This is a genomic window from Candidatus Acetothermia bacterium (assembly GCA_024653305.1).
Lineage (GTDB): Bacteria > Bipolaricaulota > Bipolaricaulia > Bipolaricaulales > Bipolaricaulaceae > JACIWI01.
The window spans coordinates 1-19,158 of record JANLFW010000012.1 but is presented as its reverse complement, the minus strand read 5'-3'; the positions used below and the strand labels follow the sequence as shown (position 1 = coordinate 19,158).

Annotated in this window: 20 protein-coding genes and 1 pseudogene; 10 read left to right on the top strand and 11 right to left on the bottom strand. The window is 68.8% G+C overall.

Annotated features, from left to right (window positions below):
* The first annotated feature begins 60 nt into the window (after positions 1 to 60).
* From NUV94_05615 to NUV94_05595, 5 genes are read left to right on the top strand one after another with little or no spacing between them, the layout of a single operon-like run.
* Positions 61 to 1,926 (top strand): right-handed parallel beta-helix repeat-containing protein, encoded by a 1,866-nt coding sequence (locus tag NUV94_05615; protein ID MCR4392248.1) that lies wholly within the window; start codon positions 61 to 63, stop codon positions 1,924 to 1,926.
* The gene (locus NUV94_05610; protein MCR4392247.1) at positions 1,923 to 2,576 is read left to right on the top strand and encodes an HAD family phosphatase; all 654 of its coding nucleotides are present in this window, start codon (positions 1,923 to 1,925) and stop codon (positions 2,574 to 2,576) included. Before NUV94_05615 ends, NUV94_05610 begins: the two co-directional genes overlap by 4 nt.
* A gap of 37 nt (positions 2,577 to 2,613) precedes the next feature.
* Positions 2,614 to 3,939 carry a cell division protein FtsZ gene (gene ftsZ, locus NUV94_05605; GenBank protein MCR4392246.1) on the top strand — a complete coding sequence of 442 codons (1,326 nt, stop codon included), beginning with the start codon at positions 2,614 to 2,616 and terminating at the stop codon, positions 3,937 to 3,939.
* A gap of 17 nt (positions 3,940 to 3,956) precedes the next feature.
* The gene (locus NUV94_05600; protein MCR4392245.1) at positions 3,957 to 4,718 is read left to right on the top strand and encodes a PKD domain-containing protein; all 762 of its coding nucleotides are present in this window, start codon (positions 3,957 to 3,959) and stop codon (positions 4,716 to 4,718) included.
* Complete coding sequence (locus tag NUV94_05595) at positions 4,706 to 6,040, top strand: hypothetical protein (protein MCR4392244.1); 1,335 nt, start codon at positions 4,706 to 4,708, stop codon at positions 6,038 to 6,040. The genes NUV94_05600 and NUV94_05595 overlap by 13 nt, the downstream gene beginning before the upstream one ends.
* Here NUV94_05595 and NUV94_05590 read toward each other — a convergent pair.
* The 7 genes from NUV94_05590 to NUV94_05560 all read right to left on the bottom strand — a co-directional run bounded on the left by NUV94_05590 (position 6,037) and on the right by NUV94_05560 (position 11,969).
* A complete protein-coding gene (locus NUV94_05590; protein MCR4392243.1) occupies positions 6,037 to 6,714 on the bottom strand; it encodes an amino acid ABC transporter permease in 678 nt (225 codons plus the stop codon). The genes NUV94_05595 and NUV94_05590 overlap by 4 nt on opposite strands.
* The gene (locus tag NUV94_05585; protein ID MCR4392242.1) at positions 6,714 to 7,466 is read right to left on the bottom strand and encodes an amino acid ABC transporter ATP-binding protein; all 753 of its coding nucleotides are present in this window, start codon (positions 7,464 to 7,466) and stop codon (positions 6,714 to 6,716) included. Before NUV94_05585 ends, NUV94_05590 begins: the two co-directional genes overlap by 1 nt.
* Positions 7,467 to 7,468: 2 nt before the next feature.
* Positions 7,469 to 8,146: an amino acid ABC transporter permease gene (locus NUV94_05580; GenBank protein ID MCR4392241.1), complete on the bottom strand. Its 678-nt coding sequence runs from the start codon at positions 8,144 to 8,146 to the stop codon at positions 7,469 to 7,471.
* Between the two features lie 114 nt (positions 8,147 to 8,260).
* Positions 8,261 to 9,115 carry a basic amino acid ABC transporter substrate-binding protein gene (locus NUV94_05575; protein MCR4392240.1) on the bottom strand — a complete coding sequence of 285 codons (855 nt, stop codon included), beginning with the start codon at positions 9,113 to 9,115 and terminating at the stop codon, positions 8,261 to 8,263.
* A 79-nt stretch (positions 9,116 to 9,194) separates the two neighbouring features.
* On the bottom strand, positions 9,195 to 9,743 hold the full coding sequence (locus tag NUV94_05570) for a hypothetical protein (protein MCR4392239.1): 549 nt from the start codon (positions 9,741 to 9,743) through the stop codon (positions 9,195 to 9,197).
* Positions 9,744 to 9,747: 4 nt separating this feature from the next.
* The gene (locus NUV94_05565; GenBank protein MCR4392238.1) at positions 9,748 to 11,415 is read right to left on the bottom strand and encodes a DUF2207 domain-containing protein; all 1,668 of its coding nucleotides are present in this window, start codon (positions 11,413 to 11,415) and stop codon (positions 9,748 to 9,750) included.
* A complete protein-coding gene (locus NUV94_05560) occupies positions 11,412 to 11,969 on the bottom strand; it encodes a LemA family protein (protein ID MCR4392237.1) in 558 nt (185 codons plus the stop codon). Before NUV94_05560 ends, NUV94_05565 begins: the two co-directional genes overlap by 4 nt.
* A 122-nt stretch (positions 11,970 to 12,091) precedes the next feature.
* Here NUV94_05560 and fsa point away from each other — a divergent pair, with 122 nt between their 5' ends.
* From fsa to NUV94_05545, 3 genes and pseudogenes are all read left to right on the top strand, one after another.
* Positions 12,092 to 12,733 (top strand): fructose-6-phosphate aldolase, encoded by a 642-nt coding sequence (fsa, locus tag NUV94_05555; GenBank protein ID MCR4392236.1) that lies wholly within the window; start codon positions 12,092 to 12,094, stop codon positions 12,731 to 12,733.
* Between the two features lie 27 nt (positions 12,734 to 12,760).
* Positions 12,761 to 12,982, top strand: a pseudogene (locus NUV94_05550) (transcription elongation factor GreA).
* 109 nt (positions 12,983 to 13,091) lie between these two features.
* Entirely contained in the window at positions 13,092 to 13,838 is a 747-nt protein-coding gene (locus NUV94_05545) for a DMT family transporter (GenBank protein ID MCR4392235.1), read from the top strand.
* Positions 13,839 to 14,198: 360 nt separating this feature from the next.
* On the opposite strand, the gene NUV94_05540 is transcribed toward NUV94_05545, so the two are convergent.
* From NUV94_05540 to NUV94_05525, 4 genes are all read right to left on the bottom strand, one after another.
* Positions 14,199 to 14,438, bottom strand: coding sequence for a hypothetical protein (locus NUV94_05540; GenBank protein ID MCR4392234.1), 240 nt, complete (start codon positions 14,436 to 14,438; stop codon positions 14,199 to 14,201).
* A gap of 97 nt (positions 14,439 to 14,535) precedes the next feature.
* The gene (locus NUV94_05535; protein MCR4392233.1) at positions 14,536 to 15,582 is read right to left on the bottom strand and encodes a P1 family peptidase; all 1,047 of its coding nucleotides are present in this window, start codon (positions 15,580 to 15,582) and stop codon (positions 14,536 to 14,538) included.
* A gap of 1 nt (position 15,583) precedes the next feature.
* Positions 15,584 to 16,966, bottom strand: coding sequence for a glutamine synthetase beta-grasp domain-containing protein (locus NUV94_05530; GenBank protein MCR4392232.1), 1,383 nt, complete (start codon positions 16,964 to 16,966; stop codon positions 15,584 to 15,586).
* Between the two features lie 17 nt (positions 16,967 to 16,983).
* Positions 16,984 to 17,934: a hypothetical protein gene (locus NUV94_05525; protein MCR4392231.1), complete on the bottom strand. Its 951-nt coding sequence runs from the start codon at positions 17,932 to 17,934 to the stop codon at positions 16,984 to 16,986.
* 445 nt (positions 17,935 to 18,379) lie between these two features.
* On the opposite strand from NUV94_05525, the gene NUV94_05520 reads away from it, so the two are divergent.
* Positions 18,380 to 18,610, top strand: coding sequence for a DUF433 domain-containing protein (locus NUV94_05520; GenBank protein ID MCR4392230.1), 231 nt, complete (start codon positions 18,380 to 18,382; stop codon positions 18,608 to 18,610).
* Positions 18,607 to 18,990 carry a DUF5615 family PIN-like protein gene (locus tag NUV94_05515; GenBank protein MCR4392229.1) on the top strand — a complete coding sequence of 128 codons (384 nt, stop codon included), beginning with the start codon at positions 18,607 to 18,609 and terminating at the stop codon, positions 18,988 to 18,990. Before NUV94_05520 ends, NUV94_05515 begins: the two co-directional genes overlap by 4 nt.
* The last annotated feature ends 168 nt before the right edge of the window (positions 18,991 to 19,158 follow it).

The following is a 19,158-nucleotide window of genomic DNA, read 5'->3' as shown; positions in this document are numbered from 1 at the left end:
CTTGTCCAACCTTACCGCGAGGGCTATCCTCTGATCAATCGAGCTTAAAGGAGGACGCGCATGAGAACAATCGGAATCCTTTGGTTGGCGACGGCCTTGGCCGTGCTCGGGATGGCCGCCGAGCGGGGTCCGATCGCCATCCTGTCGGATACGGATTTCACCGCGGAGAACGGGGTCATCGCCGGAAGTGGGGCCCCGGGCGACCCGTACATCCTCGCCGGCTGGCAGATCCGCGTGCCCCAAGGGCAGCGGTACGGGATCCGCATCGAGGGGACGACCCGCCCGTTCGTCGTCCGCGGGTGCACGGTGAGCGGGGCCATGGACCCCCGCGGGGCGGCCATCCTCCTCTCCGAGGTCCAGGGGGGCACGGTGGAGGACTGCGTCGTCCGCGATAGCCTGAACGGGATCGTCATCCAGTCCTCGCAAGACGTGGCCGTCCGCGACAACTTCCTCGCTGCAGGCGGGGTGGGCCTGCAGGTGTTGGGCACCTCGCCCGACCAGTTCCGTCACGCCATCGAGATCACGAACACCGTGAACGGGAACCCGATCTACTACTACTACGGGCTCTCCGGAAAGGTTCTGGACGGGATCGAGGCCGGGCACATCACCCTCGCCGCCTCGCGGGACGTGACCGTGCGCGGGGCCAAGGTCGATCAAGGGGACGGGATCACCGTCGCCTTCTCCGAGGGCGTGCGCATCGAGGGGGCGGACCTTTCCCGCAACCGGGCTCATGGGATCTTCATCCTCGCCTCCCCGGGCACGGTGGTGACGGGTTGCGAACGGATCGCCAACAGCGCCCAGGCCGGCATCGCGGTGTGGATGTCGGACCGGGTCCGCGTGGAGAACTGCGGGCTTTATGCGAACCAGGTGGGCCTCATGGTGAACGCCTCCGACTCCGTGCTCGCCCTGAACAATGCCTATGCCGGGAACGCGATCGGGGTGCTCGTGGACGGGGGCGCCCGGGAGACGGAGATCCGGAGCTCCCTCTTCTACCAGAACCGCCATGGGATCGAACTGGATGCGGCGGTGGGCCCGGTGGTGGATGCCTGCGCGATCACCGACTCCGACATCGCCGTGTACGCAGGTGGCCACACCGTGTACCCCCGGGTGACCCACTCGTCCATGGTCAGCGTGGGCTACGGCCTCTCCATCCTCGCCTCCCATGGCACGTTCGAGGGGAACCTGATCACGCGGGCCAACATCGGCATCATCTTCGAGGAGACCTACCAGACGGCGTTCCCCACCGGGAACATCGTGCGCCGGAACCTGATCTGGCGGTCCCGCGACGGGCTGTACCTGGGGCGGGAGACCTCGGGGAACCGGATCTACGAGAACCTGATCTGGCGCTGCGACCGCGCCGCCCGGGACCTCGGGGCGAACGAGTGGGCCCCCGCCGGGCGGGGCAACTGGTACTCGGATTACACTGGCCAAGACGCGGACGGGGACGGGATCGGGGACACGCCGGTCAACTTCGGCGGGGGCGGGCAGGACCCGGCACCGCTCATGGACCGCGGGTTCTTCACGGGCCTCCCCGGGGTGGTGGGCACGATGGCCGAGAAGATCATCGCCGTCGCCGATGCTGCCGGACGCCGGCTTGACGTCACCGTGCGTGTCGCCGACGAGGCCCACGAGCGGTTCATCGGGTTCCAGGGTCTGCCGCCCGAACTGGCCCAGGACGTGGGGATCCTGTTCACGTTCGCCAAACCGGTCCCAAGCCAGTTCCACATGAGCAACGTGTTCCTGCCCTTGGACATCGTGTTCTGGGGGCCAGACGGGGAGTACCTGGGCCGGAACACGATGGAGCCTGACTCCAAGGACCGCTATGGGACAACCAGCCCGTTCCTCATGGCCCTCGAGCTCCCTGCCGGGCGGATCGCCGCGGCCGGCCTCGGCACGGGGGAGCTCCAACTTGTCACGAGCCCGTGATCCGGGCGGTTCTGTTCGACCTCGACGGGACCCTGGTCCGCTACCAGGGGGTGGCGTTCGAGTCGAGCTGGGGGGCGATCGGGATCGCCGCCGGGGTGGGCCGGGAGTGGGACGCCCTCCTCGTCCGGTACCGGGGGCAACCGGATCGCTACCCGGACTGGGTCCGGGAGAACGCGGCCCTCCTCCGCGACGTCCCGGTGGCCCGGGTCGCGGATGCGATCTTCCCCCCGCCCTATGCCCCTGGGGTACGGGAAACCGTGGCCCGGCTGCGGGATGACGGGTACATCCTGGGCATCGTGTCCTCCGGGGTGTCCCTGGTGGCGGAGCGGGTGCGGGAGGAGCTCGGGCTCGACTTCGCGGTGGCCAACGAGCTTCTGATCGAGGACGGCCGGTTCACCGGCACGGCGGTGGTGCGGGTGGGCCTCGACGATAAGCTGTCCGTGGTCGAGGCCCAGGCCCGGCGGCTCGGTTGCCCCCTCGCCGAGGTTGCGTTCGTCGGGGACCATCTGAACGACATCCCGGTCCTCGCGGCGGTGGGATGCGGCATCGCCTATGCCCCGAAAGCGCCCGAGGTCGCCGCCGCGGCCCGGTTCGTGGCCCATGACTTCCGGACCATCCCGGCCCTCCTGCACCGGGCCACACGGAGTTGACGGGCCCCATGGCGAGGGCCACAATGCTCACGGATCCATGGATCGGGACAGGGGGAAGGAGGAGCTTAGCCAGAAGTGGCGCCAGCTTATTTCCGGCGTGCAGGACCGGATGCTGAGGGCCTGCCTTCCCATGTCCCCGGACAAGGTCCACCTCGACAAGGATGTCCTCCTGATCGAGGTGGACTCGTCCTTCAAGAAGAACTACGCCCAGCGAAAGGTGGCCAAGCTCGCCGAGGCCGCCCGTCCCCTGTTCGGCGAGGTCGAGGTACGGATCACCGAGCTGCCGCTCATCGAGGAGATGGAGCGGCGGAAGGAGCCGACGCGGGCCCCGGCCCGGATCCTGGTGATCGGGGTCGGGGACGGCGGGATCAACGCCCTGGAGCGCATGCGCCAGGTGCAGATCCCCGGGGTGCGGCTGGCGGCGGTGGACACCGACAGCCAGGTCCTGTCCACGACCCACGTCGACCAAACGCTCCTCCTGGGACAGCGGGTGACCCACGGCCGCAGCACCGGGGGAAACCCGGAGAAGGGGAAGCTCGCCGCGGAGGAGGCGAGCTGGGAGATCGAACAGCTCATCGGGGACGCCCACCTCGTGTTCCTCACCTGTGGCCTCGGCGGCGGCACCGGCACCGGAGCGGCCCCGGTGATCGCCCACCACGCCCGGGGGCGGGGGGCGCTCACGGTGGGGGTGGTGACGCTGCCGTTCACGTTCGAGGGCATCGTCCGCACCCAGCGGGCCCGGCAGGGGCTGGAGCGCCTCCAGGAGAAGGTGGACGTGCTCATCGTCATCCGCAACGATCGCCTTCTGGAGATGGTGCCCACCGTGTCCCTTCCCAAGGCGTTCGAGCTCGCCGATGAGGTCCTGGTGCGGGGGGTACGGGGCATCAGCGATCTCATCACCGTGCCCGGGATCGTGAACCTGGATTTCGCCGACGTGGCCTCCGTCCTCCGCGGGGCGGGCACGGCGATGATGGGCACCGGCGAGGCCCACGGGGAGGCCCGCGCGGTGCGCGCGGCCAAGGCCGCCGCCGCGAACCCGCTCCTCGAGGGGGGGACGATCAAGGGGGCAAGGCGAATCCTGCTCAACATCACCGGCGGCGCGGACCTCACCCTGACCGAGGTCACCCAGGTCGCGGAGACGCTCCGCAAGGCGGTGGGGGCCGAGGCAGACCTCACCTTCGGCGCGGTGGTCCGCGGGGAGTACAGCGGCCGCGTCCACGTGACCGTGATCGCCGCCGACTTCCACGGTGCCGCCGTGGAAGAGGAGGAACCGGAACGGCCGCCCCGGCCGTCCATCCCCCGGCGAAACCCCAACGAGGACGTGGACGTCCCGGCGTTTTTGCGCCGGCGGGAAGAGGAATAAGCGTGGAAAGGAGACCCATGCGCATCTTCACGATCCTGACCGTGGTGTTGCCTCTGACCTGGATCGCCGGCCTGGGCCAGATCCTGCCGCAGCCGGTGCCGGAGAACTTCCCCGGGGGGACCCTGCCCCTGCTCATGGCCAAGGTCCAGGAACTGGAGAAGGTGCTGGCAGACTGGACCCTGGCCTGCGACGGCTGCGCCGAGCGGTTGCGCTGGGACGACCGGAAGATGGCCGAGTTCACGGCCGGCCGCCTCACCGGCCTTGGGTTCCCGTCCACGCTGGCCCGGGCGGGGACGGAGTGGTGGGTGCTCGTGCAGATCCAGGCCGGGGGAGCGGAGCTCGCGGTGCCGGTGCTGCCCGGGGTCGGCCCGCTGGGGAAACAGGGGTGCCGCGGGGTGTACCTCGGCCGCATCCCGTGGGCGGCGACGGGCCGGTTTGACCCGAAGTACCTCGCCCCAGAGGAAATCCTGCCCCTTCCGGAGAACATCCCACCGCGGGCGGCGTTCCGCGCCCACCCCTTCGATCCCCGGCCCGGGGAAGCGGTGTGGTTCATCGACCTGTCCACGGACCCGGACGGGGGGATCGTCCTCCACCGCTGGGAGTTCGGAGATGGGGCGACCTCCACCACGGCAAGCCCGGACCACGTCTACACCCGAGCCGGCACGTACACGGTGACCCTGACCGTGGTGGACGACCGGGGCGGTGTGGGAACCGCGTCGATGATGATCGAGGTGAAGACGCCGTCCAGGGCCAACGGGGGCTGCGGTTGCGGCGGCTGATCGGGCTCTCCCTCCTCCTCCTCGCCCTCACCGCATGCGCCGCCGATCTGCGGTACGACCTCATCCTGTCCGTGGCCGCCGATGGAGCCCTCACCGGGGAGGCCACGGTCACCGGCATCGCCCCGGGGGATTGGACGGAGGCCGTGTTCCGCCTGTACCCGGCGGCCACGGGAGCCGACCGGCTGGCCCTGCGGGCGGCCTCCGTGGACGGGGAAATGCGCCCTTGGGAGACGGTGGAGCCCACGGTGGCCGTCGTCCCGTTGTCCGCCCGCGCCGGCCAGACGTTTTCCCTGACCCTCGCCTTCCGCGGACGCGTCCCCGAACTGGAAGATGCTGGCGGGTACGGGATCTTCGCCCGGACGGCCCACAGCATGACCTTGGCCCAGGCCTACCCCGTGCTCGCCCCGTGGAAGGGGGAGTGGCAGGTGGAGCCGGCCTTTCCGTGGGGGGACGCGGTGGTGGCCGCGGTGGCCGACTACCACGTGCTCGTCGAGGTCCCGGAAGGATGGACGGTGGTCACGAGCGGCAGGGAGGTGGAGGTTGGCCAAGGCCTGTACGAAGCACAAGGGGACAACCTACGGGAGATGATGATCGTGCTCCTCTCGGGGTACGAGGCGCAGACGGCGTCCCTGGCTGGGGTGCGGCTGCGCAGCTTGGCCATGCCCGGACACCGCACCGCCGGAGCGGCGGCGCTCGCCGTGGCCTACGATGCCCTCCAGGTTTACCAGGAGCTCCTTGGGCCGTGCCCGTTCCCCGAGCTCGACCTGGTGGAGGTCCCCCTCCTCGGGGCGGCGGGGGTGGAGTACCCCGGGCTGATCCTGGCCGGTACCTCGTACTACGAGCGCTATTCGTACGAGCGGCTCGTGTTCCCGATGATCTTCGCCCACGAGGCCGCCCACCAATGGTGGTACGCGGAAGTGGGGAGCAACCAGGTGGCCGAGCCGTGGGTGGACGAGGCCCTCGCCACCTACACCTCCGGCTTGTACTTCGCGGCCCAAGGCCGGTTCCAAGAGATCCTGTGCTACTGGCAGGATGCCTACAGGCGAGCCCGGGGCAGGAATCGGGAGGCCACGGTGGCCAGCCCCCTTTCGGCCTTCCCGGGCGGGGAAGGGTATGGGGGGATCGTGTACTCCGGCGGGGCCCTGTTCCTCCACGAGGTGCGGACCCGGATGGGGGACAGCGCGTTCTTCCAGGCCCTCCGCCGGTACCGGGACGAGTTCCGCTGGGACATCGCCGGCGGCGACGATCTCCTGCGGATCCTCCGGGAGGGAAGCCCTCAGCCGCTCGACGATCTGGTCCAGCGCTGGCTCGGCCGGCCCTAGATCCTGGGGCCAGGGCTGCCCAGCCCGGGCACCCTGATCCGCCGCTCCACCCAGCGCAGGGCGCACGTAAGGAGGAGCACGCTCCCGAGGTAGATCACCGCAGCGAGCGAGAACAACTCGAGGAACCGGAAGTTGCGGGCGGCGATGGTGCGCGCCACCCCCATCAGGTCCATCACCCCGATCATGTACACGATGGTCGAGTACTTGAGCATGTAGATGAGCTCGTTGGACCACGGCGGAAGCGCCAACCGCAGGGCCTGGGGCAGGATCACGCCGCGGATGGCTTGCAGACGGGTCATCCCGAGCGACCGGGCAGCGAGCATCTGCCCGGCCTTCACCGCTTGGATCGCCCCGCGGAAGTACTCGGCTTGGTAGGCGGCGGTGTTGAGCCCCATGGCGATGAGTCCGGACAGAAAAGGGGTGAAACGGATGCCCACGCTGGGAAGGCCAAAATGGATGAGCATCAGCTGGACGAGAAGCGGCGTGCCCCGGAAGAACTGGACGTAGGCGCTCGCCAACCAGAACAGGGGCAGGAAGGGCCCCCGCGCGTACACCCGCAGCAGGGCGAGCACAATCCCCAACACTGCCCCCATCGCCATGCACGCCGCGGTGAGCTCCACCGTGATCTTAAGCCCGTGGGCAAGCTGCGGCAGCCACGCCCAATCGAGGCCCATCACGCTGCCTCCCCATAGAGCTCGCTGATCTTGCGCAGGAACTCCGCGGTCCGCGGATGCTCGGGGGCGCGGAACAGCTTCTCCGGCGGCCCCTGCTCCACGATCACCCCCCGCTCCATGAACACGATCTCGTCGGCCACGCTCCTCGCAAACCCCATCTCATGGGTGACCACGAGCATCGTCATCCCCTCATGGGCGAGCTTGACCATCACCCCGAGCACCTCGCCGATCAGCTCCGGGTCGAGGGCGCTCGTGGGCTCGTCGAACAGGATCAGCTTGGGGTCCATGGCCAGGGCCCGGGCGATCGACACCCGCTGCTGCTGCCCGCCGGAGAGCTGGGCCGGGTAGGCGTCCGCCTTGCCGGCGAGCCCAACCCGCGCCAGTTCCGCCTGAGCCCGCTCGGTGGCCTCCTTCCTCCCCATCTTCTTGACCTTGAGGAGGCCCAGGCGCACGTTGTCGAGCGCGGTGAGGTGGGTGAACAGGTTGAAGTCCTGAAACACGAACCCGATCTGAGACCGGATCTCGTTGATGTTCGCGTGGGGCGAGGTCACCTCTACCCCCTCCAGCCATACCCGCCCCCGGTCGGGCTCGGTGAGCCGGTTGATGCACCGCAGCAGCGTGGATTTCCCGGTCCCGGACGGCCCGATGATGACCTTGGTCTCCCCCTTCTCCAGGGAAAAGGAGACGCCGCACAGGACCTCTTCCGCCCCGTAGCGCTTGCAAATGCCCTCCACCACGAGGAGCTGCCCCACCCCTACCTCCTCGCCTCGAGCCCAGGGATCCGCAGCCGTCGCTCCATGAGCCCGATGGTCCAGTTGCCAACGTAGGTGAGGATCAGGAACAAGAGCGCCACGGCGATGAACGCCGGTAGGGCCAGGCGGAAATTGCGGGCTGTGAGGTAGCGGGCTTGGCGCATCACCTCCACCACGCCGATCCCGTAAGCGAGCGTTGTGTCCTTCAGCACCGAGGAAAACTCGTTCGACCACCCGGCGAGGGACAACCGCAACGCCTGGGGCAGGACGACGTGCCAAATCGCCCTCAGGCGCCCCATCCCCAGCGACCGCGCGGCGAGCATCTGCCCCGCGGGGATGGCCTGGATCGCCCCGCGAAAGATCTGGGACTGATATGCCGAGGACCGGAATCCCAGGGCCAGCACCGCCGCCGTGAACGCGGAGATCTGCACCCCGAACTGATCCGGACCAAAGTAGAACAGAAAGAGGAGGACCAGCTCCGGAACCCCGCGGAAGAACCACTCGTAGGCCACAGCCACCGCCGCCACCGGCCGTGGGGCATACACTTCCACCAACGCCACGGCCATCCCCACCACCAGGCCGATGGCGAGGAGACCAAGGAGGAGCTCGAGGTTCACGAGGAGTCCCCGCAGAAGCACGGGGAGCGCGTACCCGACTTGGATCCAGCTCTCGACCGTCAACCGATCAGGGTAGAAAGGGGGAGGGGCCGTCCAACCCGTTGAGCAACGCGGCGTCTCGAACCGCTGCAGCCGCTAGCGTGCCTTCCGGCCTTGTCGGCCTCCCCCCCACTGGGATCACTTCGTGGCCCGGTCGGCGAGGCACTGGGCGTAGCGGACCACATCCCGCTCCTCAACAAGGATCGAGATGCACGCTTCCCATGCCGCCTCGATCTTGTCCAACGACGGGCCGAAGTAGGCGGCCACCAGGTTGTCCCACGCCCCGGACGCCTTGAGCTTGGCCATCCCCTCGTTGATCCGCGGCAGGATCCCCTTCGGATCCCCCTTGGCCACCAGGAACCCGAACTCCTCGTAGGTCTTGATGACCCCGGCGATCACGAGCTGGCCTGCATACTCCTTGACGGCCTGCTGGGATGGGGCTTCGTCCTGGACCACCGCGTCCAGCCGCCCGGCGAGGAGGTCCAGCACCGCCTCGGGGTAGGTCTCGTAGAGGACGAGGGTCACGTTCACGCCCTTGCCCACCAGGTTGTCCTCCACCCAGCCCGCGCCGGTGGTGCCCCGCTGCGCCCCCACCTTGGCCCCGCCGGACAGGGCGGTGACGATGTTCAGCCCGGACCCCTCGCGCACCACCACCGCCTGGTCCGAGGCCCAGTAGGCCTGAGAGAAGTCCACGACCTCGGCCCGCTCGGCGGTGATGGTGAACCCCGAGGCCCCGATGTCCACCTTGCCCGCGACCACCGCGGGGATGATGGAGTCGAACGCGGTGTCCCGGATCTCGATCTCGTAGCCCTCGAGGATGGCGATCGCCCGCATCACGTCGAGGTCGAACCCGAGGTACGCCCCCTTGGGCGACACCCACTCGAACGGCGCCCATGCGATGTCGCAGCCCACCACGAACTTCTCCGCGCCGAGGGCAACCCCACCGACGAGCACGATCCCCACCAGGGCCCACAACCATGCTCTCTTCCTCACCCCGACCACCTCCTGGCGATGGAAAATCCGCACTACTATAGCGAACCCGGGGGTACCCCGTCAACCGGAACCCGGATCGTCAGGGCATGGGCATGTGGCGCCGGCCGAACTCCTCTTCTTGAGAGCGGAGGAGGAACAGCTCGGGCGAGGGGAGCTTCTTCAGGCGCACGATCCACCGGTACGGGAAGCCGCGGGTGAGGTCGAACCACCCCAGGGCCAGGTCGTTGTAGCGGTTGCGGGCGATGTCCAGCTCCTCGTCGGCCTCGGCGAGGCCGTTCTGGGCGGCGCGGACCTCCGCGGTCCGCTCGCGGGGCAGGGCCCGGTAGATCTGGCGCAGCACGGTCTGCACACGGTCGTCGGCCTCGGCCTGGACGCGGGGACCCTCTCCTTGGGCGCGGCGGAACGCGTCGAGCGCTTCCCGCAGCCGGGCCTGGCCCTCGGGGACATACCCGGCCGCGCGCAGGGCCTCAAGCAGCGTCTCCAGCGCCCGGATCCGGGCGGCAAGGGCCTCGGCGAGCTCCTGCCATGCCTCCTCCACCCGCCCTCGGGTTCGACTGAGGCGCAGGTTCCACCGCCACCAGAAGAACGCCACGAGGAGGACCCCGGCGATGACGACGATGGCACCCATGGCGTCACCAGCTCCGTCCACCGCCCCCGCCCATCCCCCCGCCGGAAAACCCGCGGCCGAACCCGGACCCGCCGCTCCAGCCGTGCCCGGAGGCCCCCCGCGGGGCGGCGGTGGCCGCCGCGGCCGCGGCGTGCTGGAGGGCCATGAGGCGCATGCCGAACCAGTACGGGGCAAACGTGGGGAACCGGCCCTCGTACCATTCCGGGGACCTCGTGAGGAGCCCCTCGAACTTCTTCGCCCACACCTCGGTGAGCCCGAACGCCATCGCATAGGGGAGGAGCTGGTCGAAGTGACGCTCCCTGGCGGCGAACTCGATGCGGTCCACCTCTGCCCGGCGGATGTACTCGAGGAGCCCCAGCACCTGGCGCAGGGCCGCGATGCCCTTGCCCGTCTTCCTGGGCATGACCGGGGCGAACGCGAGCACGACCAGGCCCGAGACGCCGACCGCAAGGCCGAGGTACAGGGAACCGGCGAAGAACCCAAGGGCCGCCCCGAGGGCAATCGTCCCCACACCGAGCCCGTAGTAGAGGCTGCGCACGCGGTCCGGGTTGCCCATGTAGTACCCGGCCTCGGTGAGGTCCATGTACAGGCGCGCGGACAGGCCCGCCATCTTCGCATAGAGGTTGTACTTGAGGTCGGAGAGCTCGCGTTTCTCCGCTCCCCCGAGGAGGGCGGAGCGCAATGCCTCCTCGTACGGCGTGAGGGGTTCTCTCCCTGCGGTGGCCACGAGCTCGAAGTCCTGCGGCTCCCGGGCCTCGCCTTCCCACACCTCGCGGATCCTGAGCCACCCCTTCGTGGCCAGGGACAGGATCCCGGCCGCGAAGTCCCGCCCGTCCACCCGGTCGTCGAGGAAGACCCCGGCCTCGGCCGGGCCGATGCCCTCCGGGGGCTTGAACTCCGGGGCCACCGTGCCCAGTTTGGGATCGCGTCCCCGTCGATACCACAGCACGAACATCCCCAGGAGCACCAGGATCGGGATCCCGGCGTAGAGGTTGTCCTGGAGGAACCACAGGAACCCCTGCCAGGCCCCGGGGAGGCGCACCGCCCCTTCCGGGACCCGCACCGCCACCGTGATCCCCTCCCCGGGCCGGAGGCGTTCCGTCTCCCCCACCAGGCGCCCGTCCGTCCACACGAGGCGGAACAGGCCCTCGGAACCGTAGTACCCCCGGTACCCCACGGCCTGCACGTCGGGTTCGGCCACCGACGCCGGGGGGACCACCTCGACCCGGGCCCGGGCGATGGGCATCTCCCACTCCGTTCCGATCGCGTTCCAGTACAGCTCCACCTTCCCGTCGTAGCGACGGAGGGCCCTGAGGAGGCGGTAGCGGACGGTGTACCCCACCTCGCCGTGCACCAGCCGGTCCGGGTCGCCGATCTTGAGGACCACGTTCCCCTTCTCGCTTGAGCGGCTGAACGGGACCGGGGCCCCGCCGACGAGCACCTCGCCTACCTCCATCCGTAGGGTGTACCGCTCCCCGGTGGGGAGCGTGTACGAAACCGGGATCTCCCGGACGATCCCGTGACGGGCGACGTCGAAGTACACGAGGATGTCCTCGGTCACCCGGACGAGGCCATCCGCCCCGATCTCCACCTGGACGAGGAAGCTCTGGATCTCCTCCCCGAGGGCGAGGAGGGAGGTGCAGAGGAGGGCCAGGACGAGGACGCGCTTCATCGGGCGAAGCTCACCTTGGGCGGCTCCCGCATCTCCTCCGAGGGCAGGGTGTAGAACTCCCGCTCCTCGATCCGGAAGAGGCCGGCGATCAGGTTCTGCGGGAACACCTTGATCGCCATGTTCAGGTCGCGCACCACCGCGTTGTAGTAGCGGCGGGAGCGGGCGATCTCCTCCTCCAGCCCCTCCAGGGACTTCTGCAGGGACATGAAGTTCTCGTTGGCCTTGAGCTCCGGGTAGTTCTCCACCACCGCGAACAGGGTCTTCAATGTGCTGGAGAGAAAGTCGTCGGCTTCGCCCTGTTCCCTCGGCGTTTTGGCCCGCAGGGAGGCGGACCGGGCCTCGGTGACCTTTTCGAACACCTCCCGCTCGTGGCCGGCGTAGCCCTTGACCGTCTCCACCAGGTTCGGGATGAGGTCGGCCCGCTTTCGGAGCAAGGTGTCGATCCCGCGCCATGCCTCCTCGGCCCGCACCTGCAGGCGCACGAGCCGGTTGTAGACGAGCGCGATCCAGAAGAACAGGAGCACGAAAAGCCCCAGGATGATCCAGCCGGTCATCGCACCTCCTTCTCGACCGCCATTCTAAGCGAACGGGCGTGAGGAAGCGAGCGGGCGTGGCCGTTTGCGCCCAACCTCGCTAAACTGGCGCATGGTCGATTCCAAAACCCGAGGAGGGCAGGATGAAGCTCTATCTGGACACGGCCAACGTGAGCGAGATCCGCGAGATGGCATGGCTGATCGACGGGGTCACCACCAACCCGACCCTGCTGAGCCGGGAGAAGCGGCCGGCAGCCCTGGTGCTGCGGGAGATCTGCGGGATCGTCCCTGGCCCGGTCTCGGCCGAGGTCACCGCCCTCGATGCCGAGGGCATGGTTCGGGAAGCGCGGGAGCTCGCCAGGGTGGCGGAGAACGTGGTGGTCAAGATCCCGATCACCGCGGAGGGGCTCCGGGCGGTGCAGGTGCTTTCCAAGGAGGGGATCCGGACCAACGTGACCCTGGTGTTCTCGGCGAACCAGGCCCTGCTCGCCGCCAAGTGTGGGGCGGACTTCGTGTCCCCGTTCGTGGGCCGGATCGACGACGCCGGCGGAGATGGGATGAGCGTAGTGGCCGAGATCCTCACGATCTTCCGGAACTATGGGCTCCCGACCGAGGTGATCGTAGCGAGCATCCGCCACCCCGGGCACGTCCTGAGCGCGGCCACGCTCGGGGCGCCGATCGCCACGGTGCCCTACGAGGTGTTGAAGAAACTGTTCGCGCACCCGCTCACCGACGCCGGGATCGCCCGGTTCCTCAAGGATTGGCAGCAGGTTCCCAAGAGCTAGACCAAGACCCATCCCAAGGAGGGGAGGATGAAGCTACCCCCCAAGTACGAAGGGAACGTTCTCACCCGCGAGGGCTACGAGCGGTTCAAGAAGGAGTTCGACGAGCTCGTGCGCGTGCGGCGGCCCCAGGTGATCGAGCGGCTGCGGGCGGCGCGGGAGCTGGGGGACCTGGGGGAGAACTCCGAATACCACGCGGCGAAGGAAGAGCAGGGCTTGGTCGAAAGCCGGATCGCTGAACTGGAGCGCCTCTTCCGCGGGGTGCGCAGCATCGAGTAGCTGCGTGGACAAGGGGAATAGGGCGGGGGCCACAGCGCGACGCCGGCCCTTGGTCCGTGCTCGGAGGCAGACGACTGCGCCGATGAACAAGCCACACCTGGATGCCCCCCTCGCCCTGGCCGTTGCGGTCACGGCTGGCGCAGCGAGCCTCCTCATCGCCTCCGCGCCGATGTTCACCGCCCTCCTCGCCCGGCTGTTCCTCCAGGAAGAGCTGGGCCGCTGGGGCTGGTTGGGGATCGCGATCGGCTTTGCGGGCGTAACCTTGATCACCCTCGGGGAGGGGGAGGCGTTGCGCCTCGAGCCTGGGGCCCTCGTCGTCCTTCTCGCCGCCATCTCCGCCAGTGGCTACAGCGTGCTCCAGAAGAAGTTCGTTGCTCGCTATCCTCCGCTTGCGTTCACGACCTATGTCTTCTGGGCAGGGACGATCCCGATGCTCGTCTTCCTCCCCGGACTCCTTTCTACACTCTCTGGCGCACCGTGGTCGGCGATCCTGGCCGTGGTCTACCTGGGCGTGTTTCCGGGGGGATCGCCTGGGTTTGGCTTGGGGAGATCCCGAGCTGGCTCTCTCTCCTCGGCGGCGTCGCCCTCGCCAACGCCCGGCGACGCACAGCGCCTCGCCCGTCAGCCTGATGGCCGACGCTCGGACGGGCGGGCGAACGCCTCACAGGTCGCTCAGCCTTTCTTCTCCCGTCTGGGACGTAGGTCTCCCGGGCTGTACACGCGGAATCCAGGGATCCGCAGGAAGTCCTTGTCCGAGCTGGCGATCGCCTCGACCCCCGCCTGGCGGGCCATCGCCGCGGTCACGGAGCCGTTGACCATCAGCCCGTAGGTGCTGCGGTACTGCCGACTCGCGACAAGGATGCTGTCGTCAACAGGCATGACTCCCACCCCCATCCTCAGGACAACCTCTGCCTGCTCCTCGGATTGGGACAGTTCCTTCACGACTTCGGGGTGTTCGCGCAGCTTCCGGGCCACGTTGCCGGGCGACACCAAACCCCTGGTCACGGCCTCCACCATCTTCAACCGATGGAGCACCTCAAGGAGGACGTGGACTCCGGTAAGCCCCGTGATGTTCCCCTGTTCGCATCTCGCCAGAAACCGCGAGCACTCCGCAGAAACGCCGGTGAAGTGGTACACGAAGATGTTCGCGTCAACGAAAACCAGAGCCCCGTCGGGGACATCGCTGAGTCTACGCGTCAAGGAACCCCTCTTCCTCCTCCATGACCGTGCGGACCAACTCCGGCGGGGCCCGCAGGGCTCCTCGAGAACGGTCGACCTGCGCAGCTGGGCCCTTGCGCTGCAGGTACTGGCGGAGGGCGTCCTCGATCAGCTGGGACAAGCGCAGGTTGTCGCGAGCGGCAACGAGCTTGGCCTGGCGGAGAAGCTCCTCGTCGATGACCGTCCCCACCTTCTTCCTCATCGCGATCACCCGGCCCAATGATAGGCGCGGCCAGATAGCAAGATCGATGAGGAGGTTTCTAGATGGTGAGGTCTGTGGGGCGCCGGCCGAGCGTGGGCTTTGACGTTCAGGAACGAACCAAGGTGGGGACAACCTGGCCGTCGCGGCCGACAATCGGCGTCGCCGCGAAGAGGGCCGAGAGCACCGCCTCCTCCGCGGCCTCGGCCGTGGCCCGGTAGAGGTCCCCCATGAGCTTGGACCGGTCGGGGACGAACTCCACCCGCACCGACTCCACCCCCCGGGGGATCCGCCACCCGGTGGAGAAGGCGAGGAAGAAGTCGCCGCTCCCCGTATCCGCGGGGGCCCCGGTGCGGGCCGCCCCGAGGGCCGCCCGGCGGGCGAGGCGCGAGAGCTGCCCGGGGAGAAGCGGGGCGTCGGTGGCCACGACTACGATCAGGGAACCTCCGTCACCCTCTCCCCCGCGCTCCCCCGTCGAGGGGGAGGGAGTTTCCTTGCCCTCCTCCCTTCGTGGGAGAGGGCCAGGGTGAGGGGGACGCCTCAAGAACCGAACATCCTCGCGCCGGCCCATGTTGGGGAGGGCGAGGGCCCCCACCGCAAACGGCCCAACCTGGCGGGAGGCAGTGCCGACCCCGGACTTGAACCCAAACGCCACCATTCCCGTACCCGCTCCCACGCATCCCTCCGCTACTTCGTCCCCGGCCGCCGCGAGCGCGGCCAGGGCATCACCTTCGGTCACCGACCGCGCCTCGATCGCCGAAAGGTAGCCGTCGTTACACTCAAGGACGACGGGGTTCACCGACCGCGCCTCAGGGTGTCGCGCGAGGGTCCAGGTGACGAGGGCATCGGCGCACCGGAAGACGGCCAGGGTGTTGGTGAGGAGCACCGGGGTCTCCAGCTCCCCGAGGTCCCGGACCTGCGCGAGGCCCACGGCCTTCCCGTGGCCGTGGAGCACGAACGCCCCGGCCGGGAGGGGGTCAGCGTACGGGTCCCCGGGAGGGAGGATGGCGGTGACCCCGGTCCGCACCGCCTCCGCCCCTTCGCCCCGCACGAGGGTGCGGTGGCCCACCCCCACCCCGGGGACGTCGGCGATGGAACAGGTGGGGCCAGGCGGGAACCGCCCAAGCGCAAAACCGGCCCTGCGGAACGCGTTCACCCTAAGGCCCGTACAGCCGGAACTCGTACGGATGTGGCCGGGCCGCCACCTGGGCCGCCTCCGCCCCCTTCGCGGCCAACCACAGCTCGATCAGCTCCTCGGGGAACACCCCGCCCAGGGTAAGGAAGCCGTGGTCGGCGCGGAGGGCGTCCAGGGCCTCCTCGAGGTTGCGGGGAAGCACGGACACCCGGCGTCCGCGCCGCCCGCGCTCGTACAGGCTCCCCTCGTGCGGCCCCCACCCCTTGGCCACCGGATCGATGGCCTGGCGGATCCCGTCCACCCCGGCCATCAGGCACGCGGAGAGGGCGAGGTAGGGATTGCAGCTCGGGTCGGGCGGGCGGTACTCGATCCGGGCCGAGGCGGGATCGATGTACCCGGGGATGCGCACCGCCGCGGTGCGGTTGGCGTGGCCGAACGCGAGGTGCACCGGGGCCTCAAACCCCGGGCGCAGACGGCGATACGAGTTGGTGGACGGGGAGACGAGGGCGCTCAACGCCCGGCCGTGGACGAGGAGCCCGCCCACGTAGTGCAGGGCGAGCTCGGAGAGGCCGTCCTCCCCCGCGAACAGGCTCCGGCCCTGTCCCGCCAGGTACTGGTGGAAGTGCAGGCCGCTTCCGGCCTGATCATGGATCGGCTTCGGCAAAAAGCAGGCCACCAGGCCCTCGTCCGCGGCGAGCCGGGCGATGAGGTCCTGCGCCAGGGCTGTCCAGTCCGCGGCCTCGAGGAGCTTTCCAAACCCAAGCTCGATCTCCATCTGGCCCAAGGAGCCCCCCTCGTGGTGGTGGTAGCGCACGGGAATCCCCCACCGGGTGAGCACCTCCACCGCCCGCTCCCGCAGGGCGCGGCCGCGGTCCTCCGGCCCGCCCGCGTGGTAGGCGGAGCGGGGGCTGGGCAAGGCCTCGAGGGACAGCGAAGACTGGCCCTCGAGGGGGACGATCTCCACCCCCTGGGAGAGCAGGAGGTCGTCCACCTGCACGGAATCAAACAGGTAGAACTCCAGCTCCACTCCGAACAGGGCGTGGTCGGCGATCCCGGAGCTCTGGAGGAATCCTTCCGCGGCCCGGGCCACGCTGCGCGGGGCGGCAGGGAATGGGCCCTCCCCGGGCCGGGCGAGATCGCACAGGATCACGAGCGCCGGGGGATCGCGGGTCGGATCGATGCGGGCCGTGGCGGGATCCGGGAGGAGGACCATGTCGCTCTCCTCCACGCCGGCGAGGCCATAGTTGGAGGCATCCACCCCGATCCCGCGCTGGAACACGGCAGGAGAAAGCTCCCCCGCCGGCAGGGACAGGCACCGCAGCCGGCCGGCGAGGTCCACCGCCCGCAGGTCCACCCACCGGATGTCCTCCGCCTGGATGATGGCCAGGAGCTCTTCGAACGTCATGAAACCTCCCTCAAGGGTCACGGCTTGGGGACGGCGAGGTCGGCCGGTCCCCAGCCGGAGAGCACCGCCCCGGGCAGGGACTCCTGGACGAGCTCGTGCAGGATCCCGGCGTGCTTCACCTTCTCCCGGCCCCAATCGGCGAGGGTCTTGCCCGCCACCCATGGCTTGTACAAGGCCCCGGGTCCGGCCACGCACGCCGGCCCCGGCTCGAGCTTAAAGTAACAAGGGGAACAGACCCGTACCATCTCCGGGGCCTCGTAGAACCGGTTGAACCCCCCGAACGAGTCGGTGAGGTAGATGTGGAGGTCGAGGGGCATCCGCACCGTCTTGCGGATCGCGGCGAGCTCGGGCAGGTCCAGGTCAGCCAGGGGGTTGAACGTGTTCGCCCCGAGGGCCTCGAGCACCTTCGCCCCGGCCGGGTTGCCATGTCCGGCGAAGATGGAGACCTTAAACACCACGTCCTTGGGGAGGTCGCCCGCATCCCGCATCCGGGAGAGGAGCCACAGGAGGCCCTCGTCGAGGACGAGGAACCCGCGGAATCCAAGCTCCACCGCGCGCAGGATGTCGGCGATCACGTACCGAAGTTGGTCCGCCCCCCGGAACCGCAGGCCCGAAAGCCCCCCTTCCGGGGTGACGAGCTGGCGCCCGGTGTCCCACGCCGAGCGGGGCCCGGGGGTGAGGATGACCTCCACCCTGGCCTCGGAGGCGATCTGGGCGAAGTCCGTGAGTTCTTCCCGGGTGAGGAGGGTTGCGCCCATCACCGTGGAGATCATGCGGTGCACCGGGACCTTGCGTTTTTGGGCCTCGTCCACGATGGCCTCGAGCACCTCCGGCCGCTCCACCCCGGAGATCTCCATGCGGTACTGGGCCCCGTCCGAGAACCGCAGTGGGCTCGTGGGAAGATCGTACGCATCCCGCCCGGGGACCCCGTGCCGCTCCATGAGCTCGGCTACCTTCCGCTGATCCATCGTCCCTCCTTGCCGCTCGATGATACCCGGAGGCTGAGGAGATGGCCGATTTTCGCACAACCGAGGTTCCTCCCTGGGGGGGACAGAATCTGGCCGTTTCAATCCTCACCCGCCCCGGAGGGCGGGTGCAACCAAGCCCATCGCCCCCCTGGATCTTGCGCCGCGATCCCAACGGGGTCGGCCCGGGCGTGAAGATCAGCTCGCGCCCGGCCAACAGTCGAGTATCCGGGCGCCAATCTTCTGATCGTCCATGCCATCTACCAGAGCGGCGAGCGGTTCCAGCCTTCCCAGGGGGTTTGACCGGGGCATCTGACGAATGAACGTTGACCCGGGTAGACTTCTGCTCCGGCGAGCCGTTGTAGAGCCCGCGCACGGCTGAGCGTCGCCCAAGCTTAAGTTGTGCTGGGGGATACCGGTAGGTAGACTGACCTAATGAGGTGAAAGCATGGAATTCCAACGAATCACCGTCGATCCGCGCCGGATGGGGGGCGTGCCTTGCATCCGTGGGCTGCGCATTCCCGTGGCCACGGTGGTGGCCATGGTCGCCGATGGGATGACTGAAGCGGAGATCCTAGCCGCCTATCCGGATTTGGAGCTCGAAGACATCCGCGAGGCGCTCCGCTACGCCGCGGAAGCCGTTCGCGAGCGGGCATTGCCGCTGGTTCCCGTGGGATGAGGTTTCTCATCGACAACGCCCTTTCCCCGCAGGTGGGCGAGGGGTTACGCCAGGCCGGGCACGAGGCAGTCCACGTGCGGGACTACGGGCTCCAGAACGCGGAGGACGAGGTCGTCTTCGAGCGGGCCGCGCGGGAGGATCGCGTGCTGGTCTCCGCCGATACCGACTTCGGCACTCTGCTGGCCCTGCGGAAGCAGCGGAAACCCTCGGTCATTTTGTTTCGCCGGGTCGCTGGGCGGCATCCGACCGCCCAAGTGGCGCTCTTGTTGAAAAACCTCTCCCAGGTGGAGGAGGCCCTGGAGCGGGGCAGCGTGATCGTGTTGGAAGAGGCTCGAATTCGGATTCGCCCGCTGCCGATCGACAGCGCAGAGGGACCGTAGCCACAGGGCGGGCCGGGTGCCCTTCTCTGCTCCAGGCGAGAAGGGCTGAGAGGTGTCCAGACCATTCTCCGGTGGTCTTGGGGGTCCACCCTCGGATTTGTGCCTGAGGTACAGAGCCTGTTGCGCAAACCCTTGTTAGCCTGAGAGAGCGAATGGTTGTAGGGTACG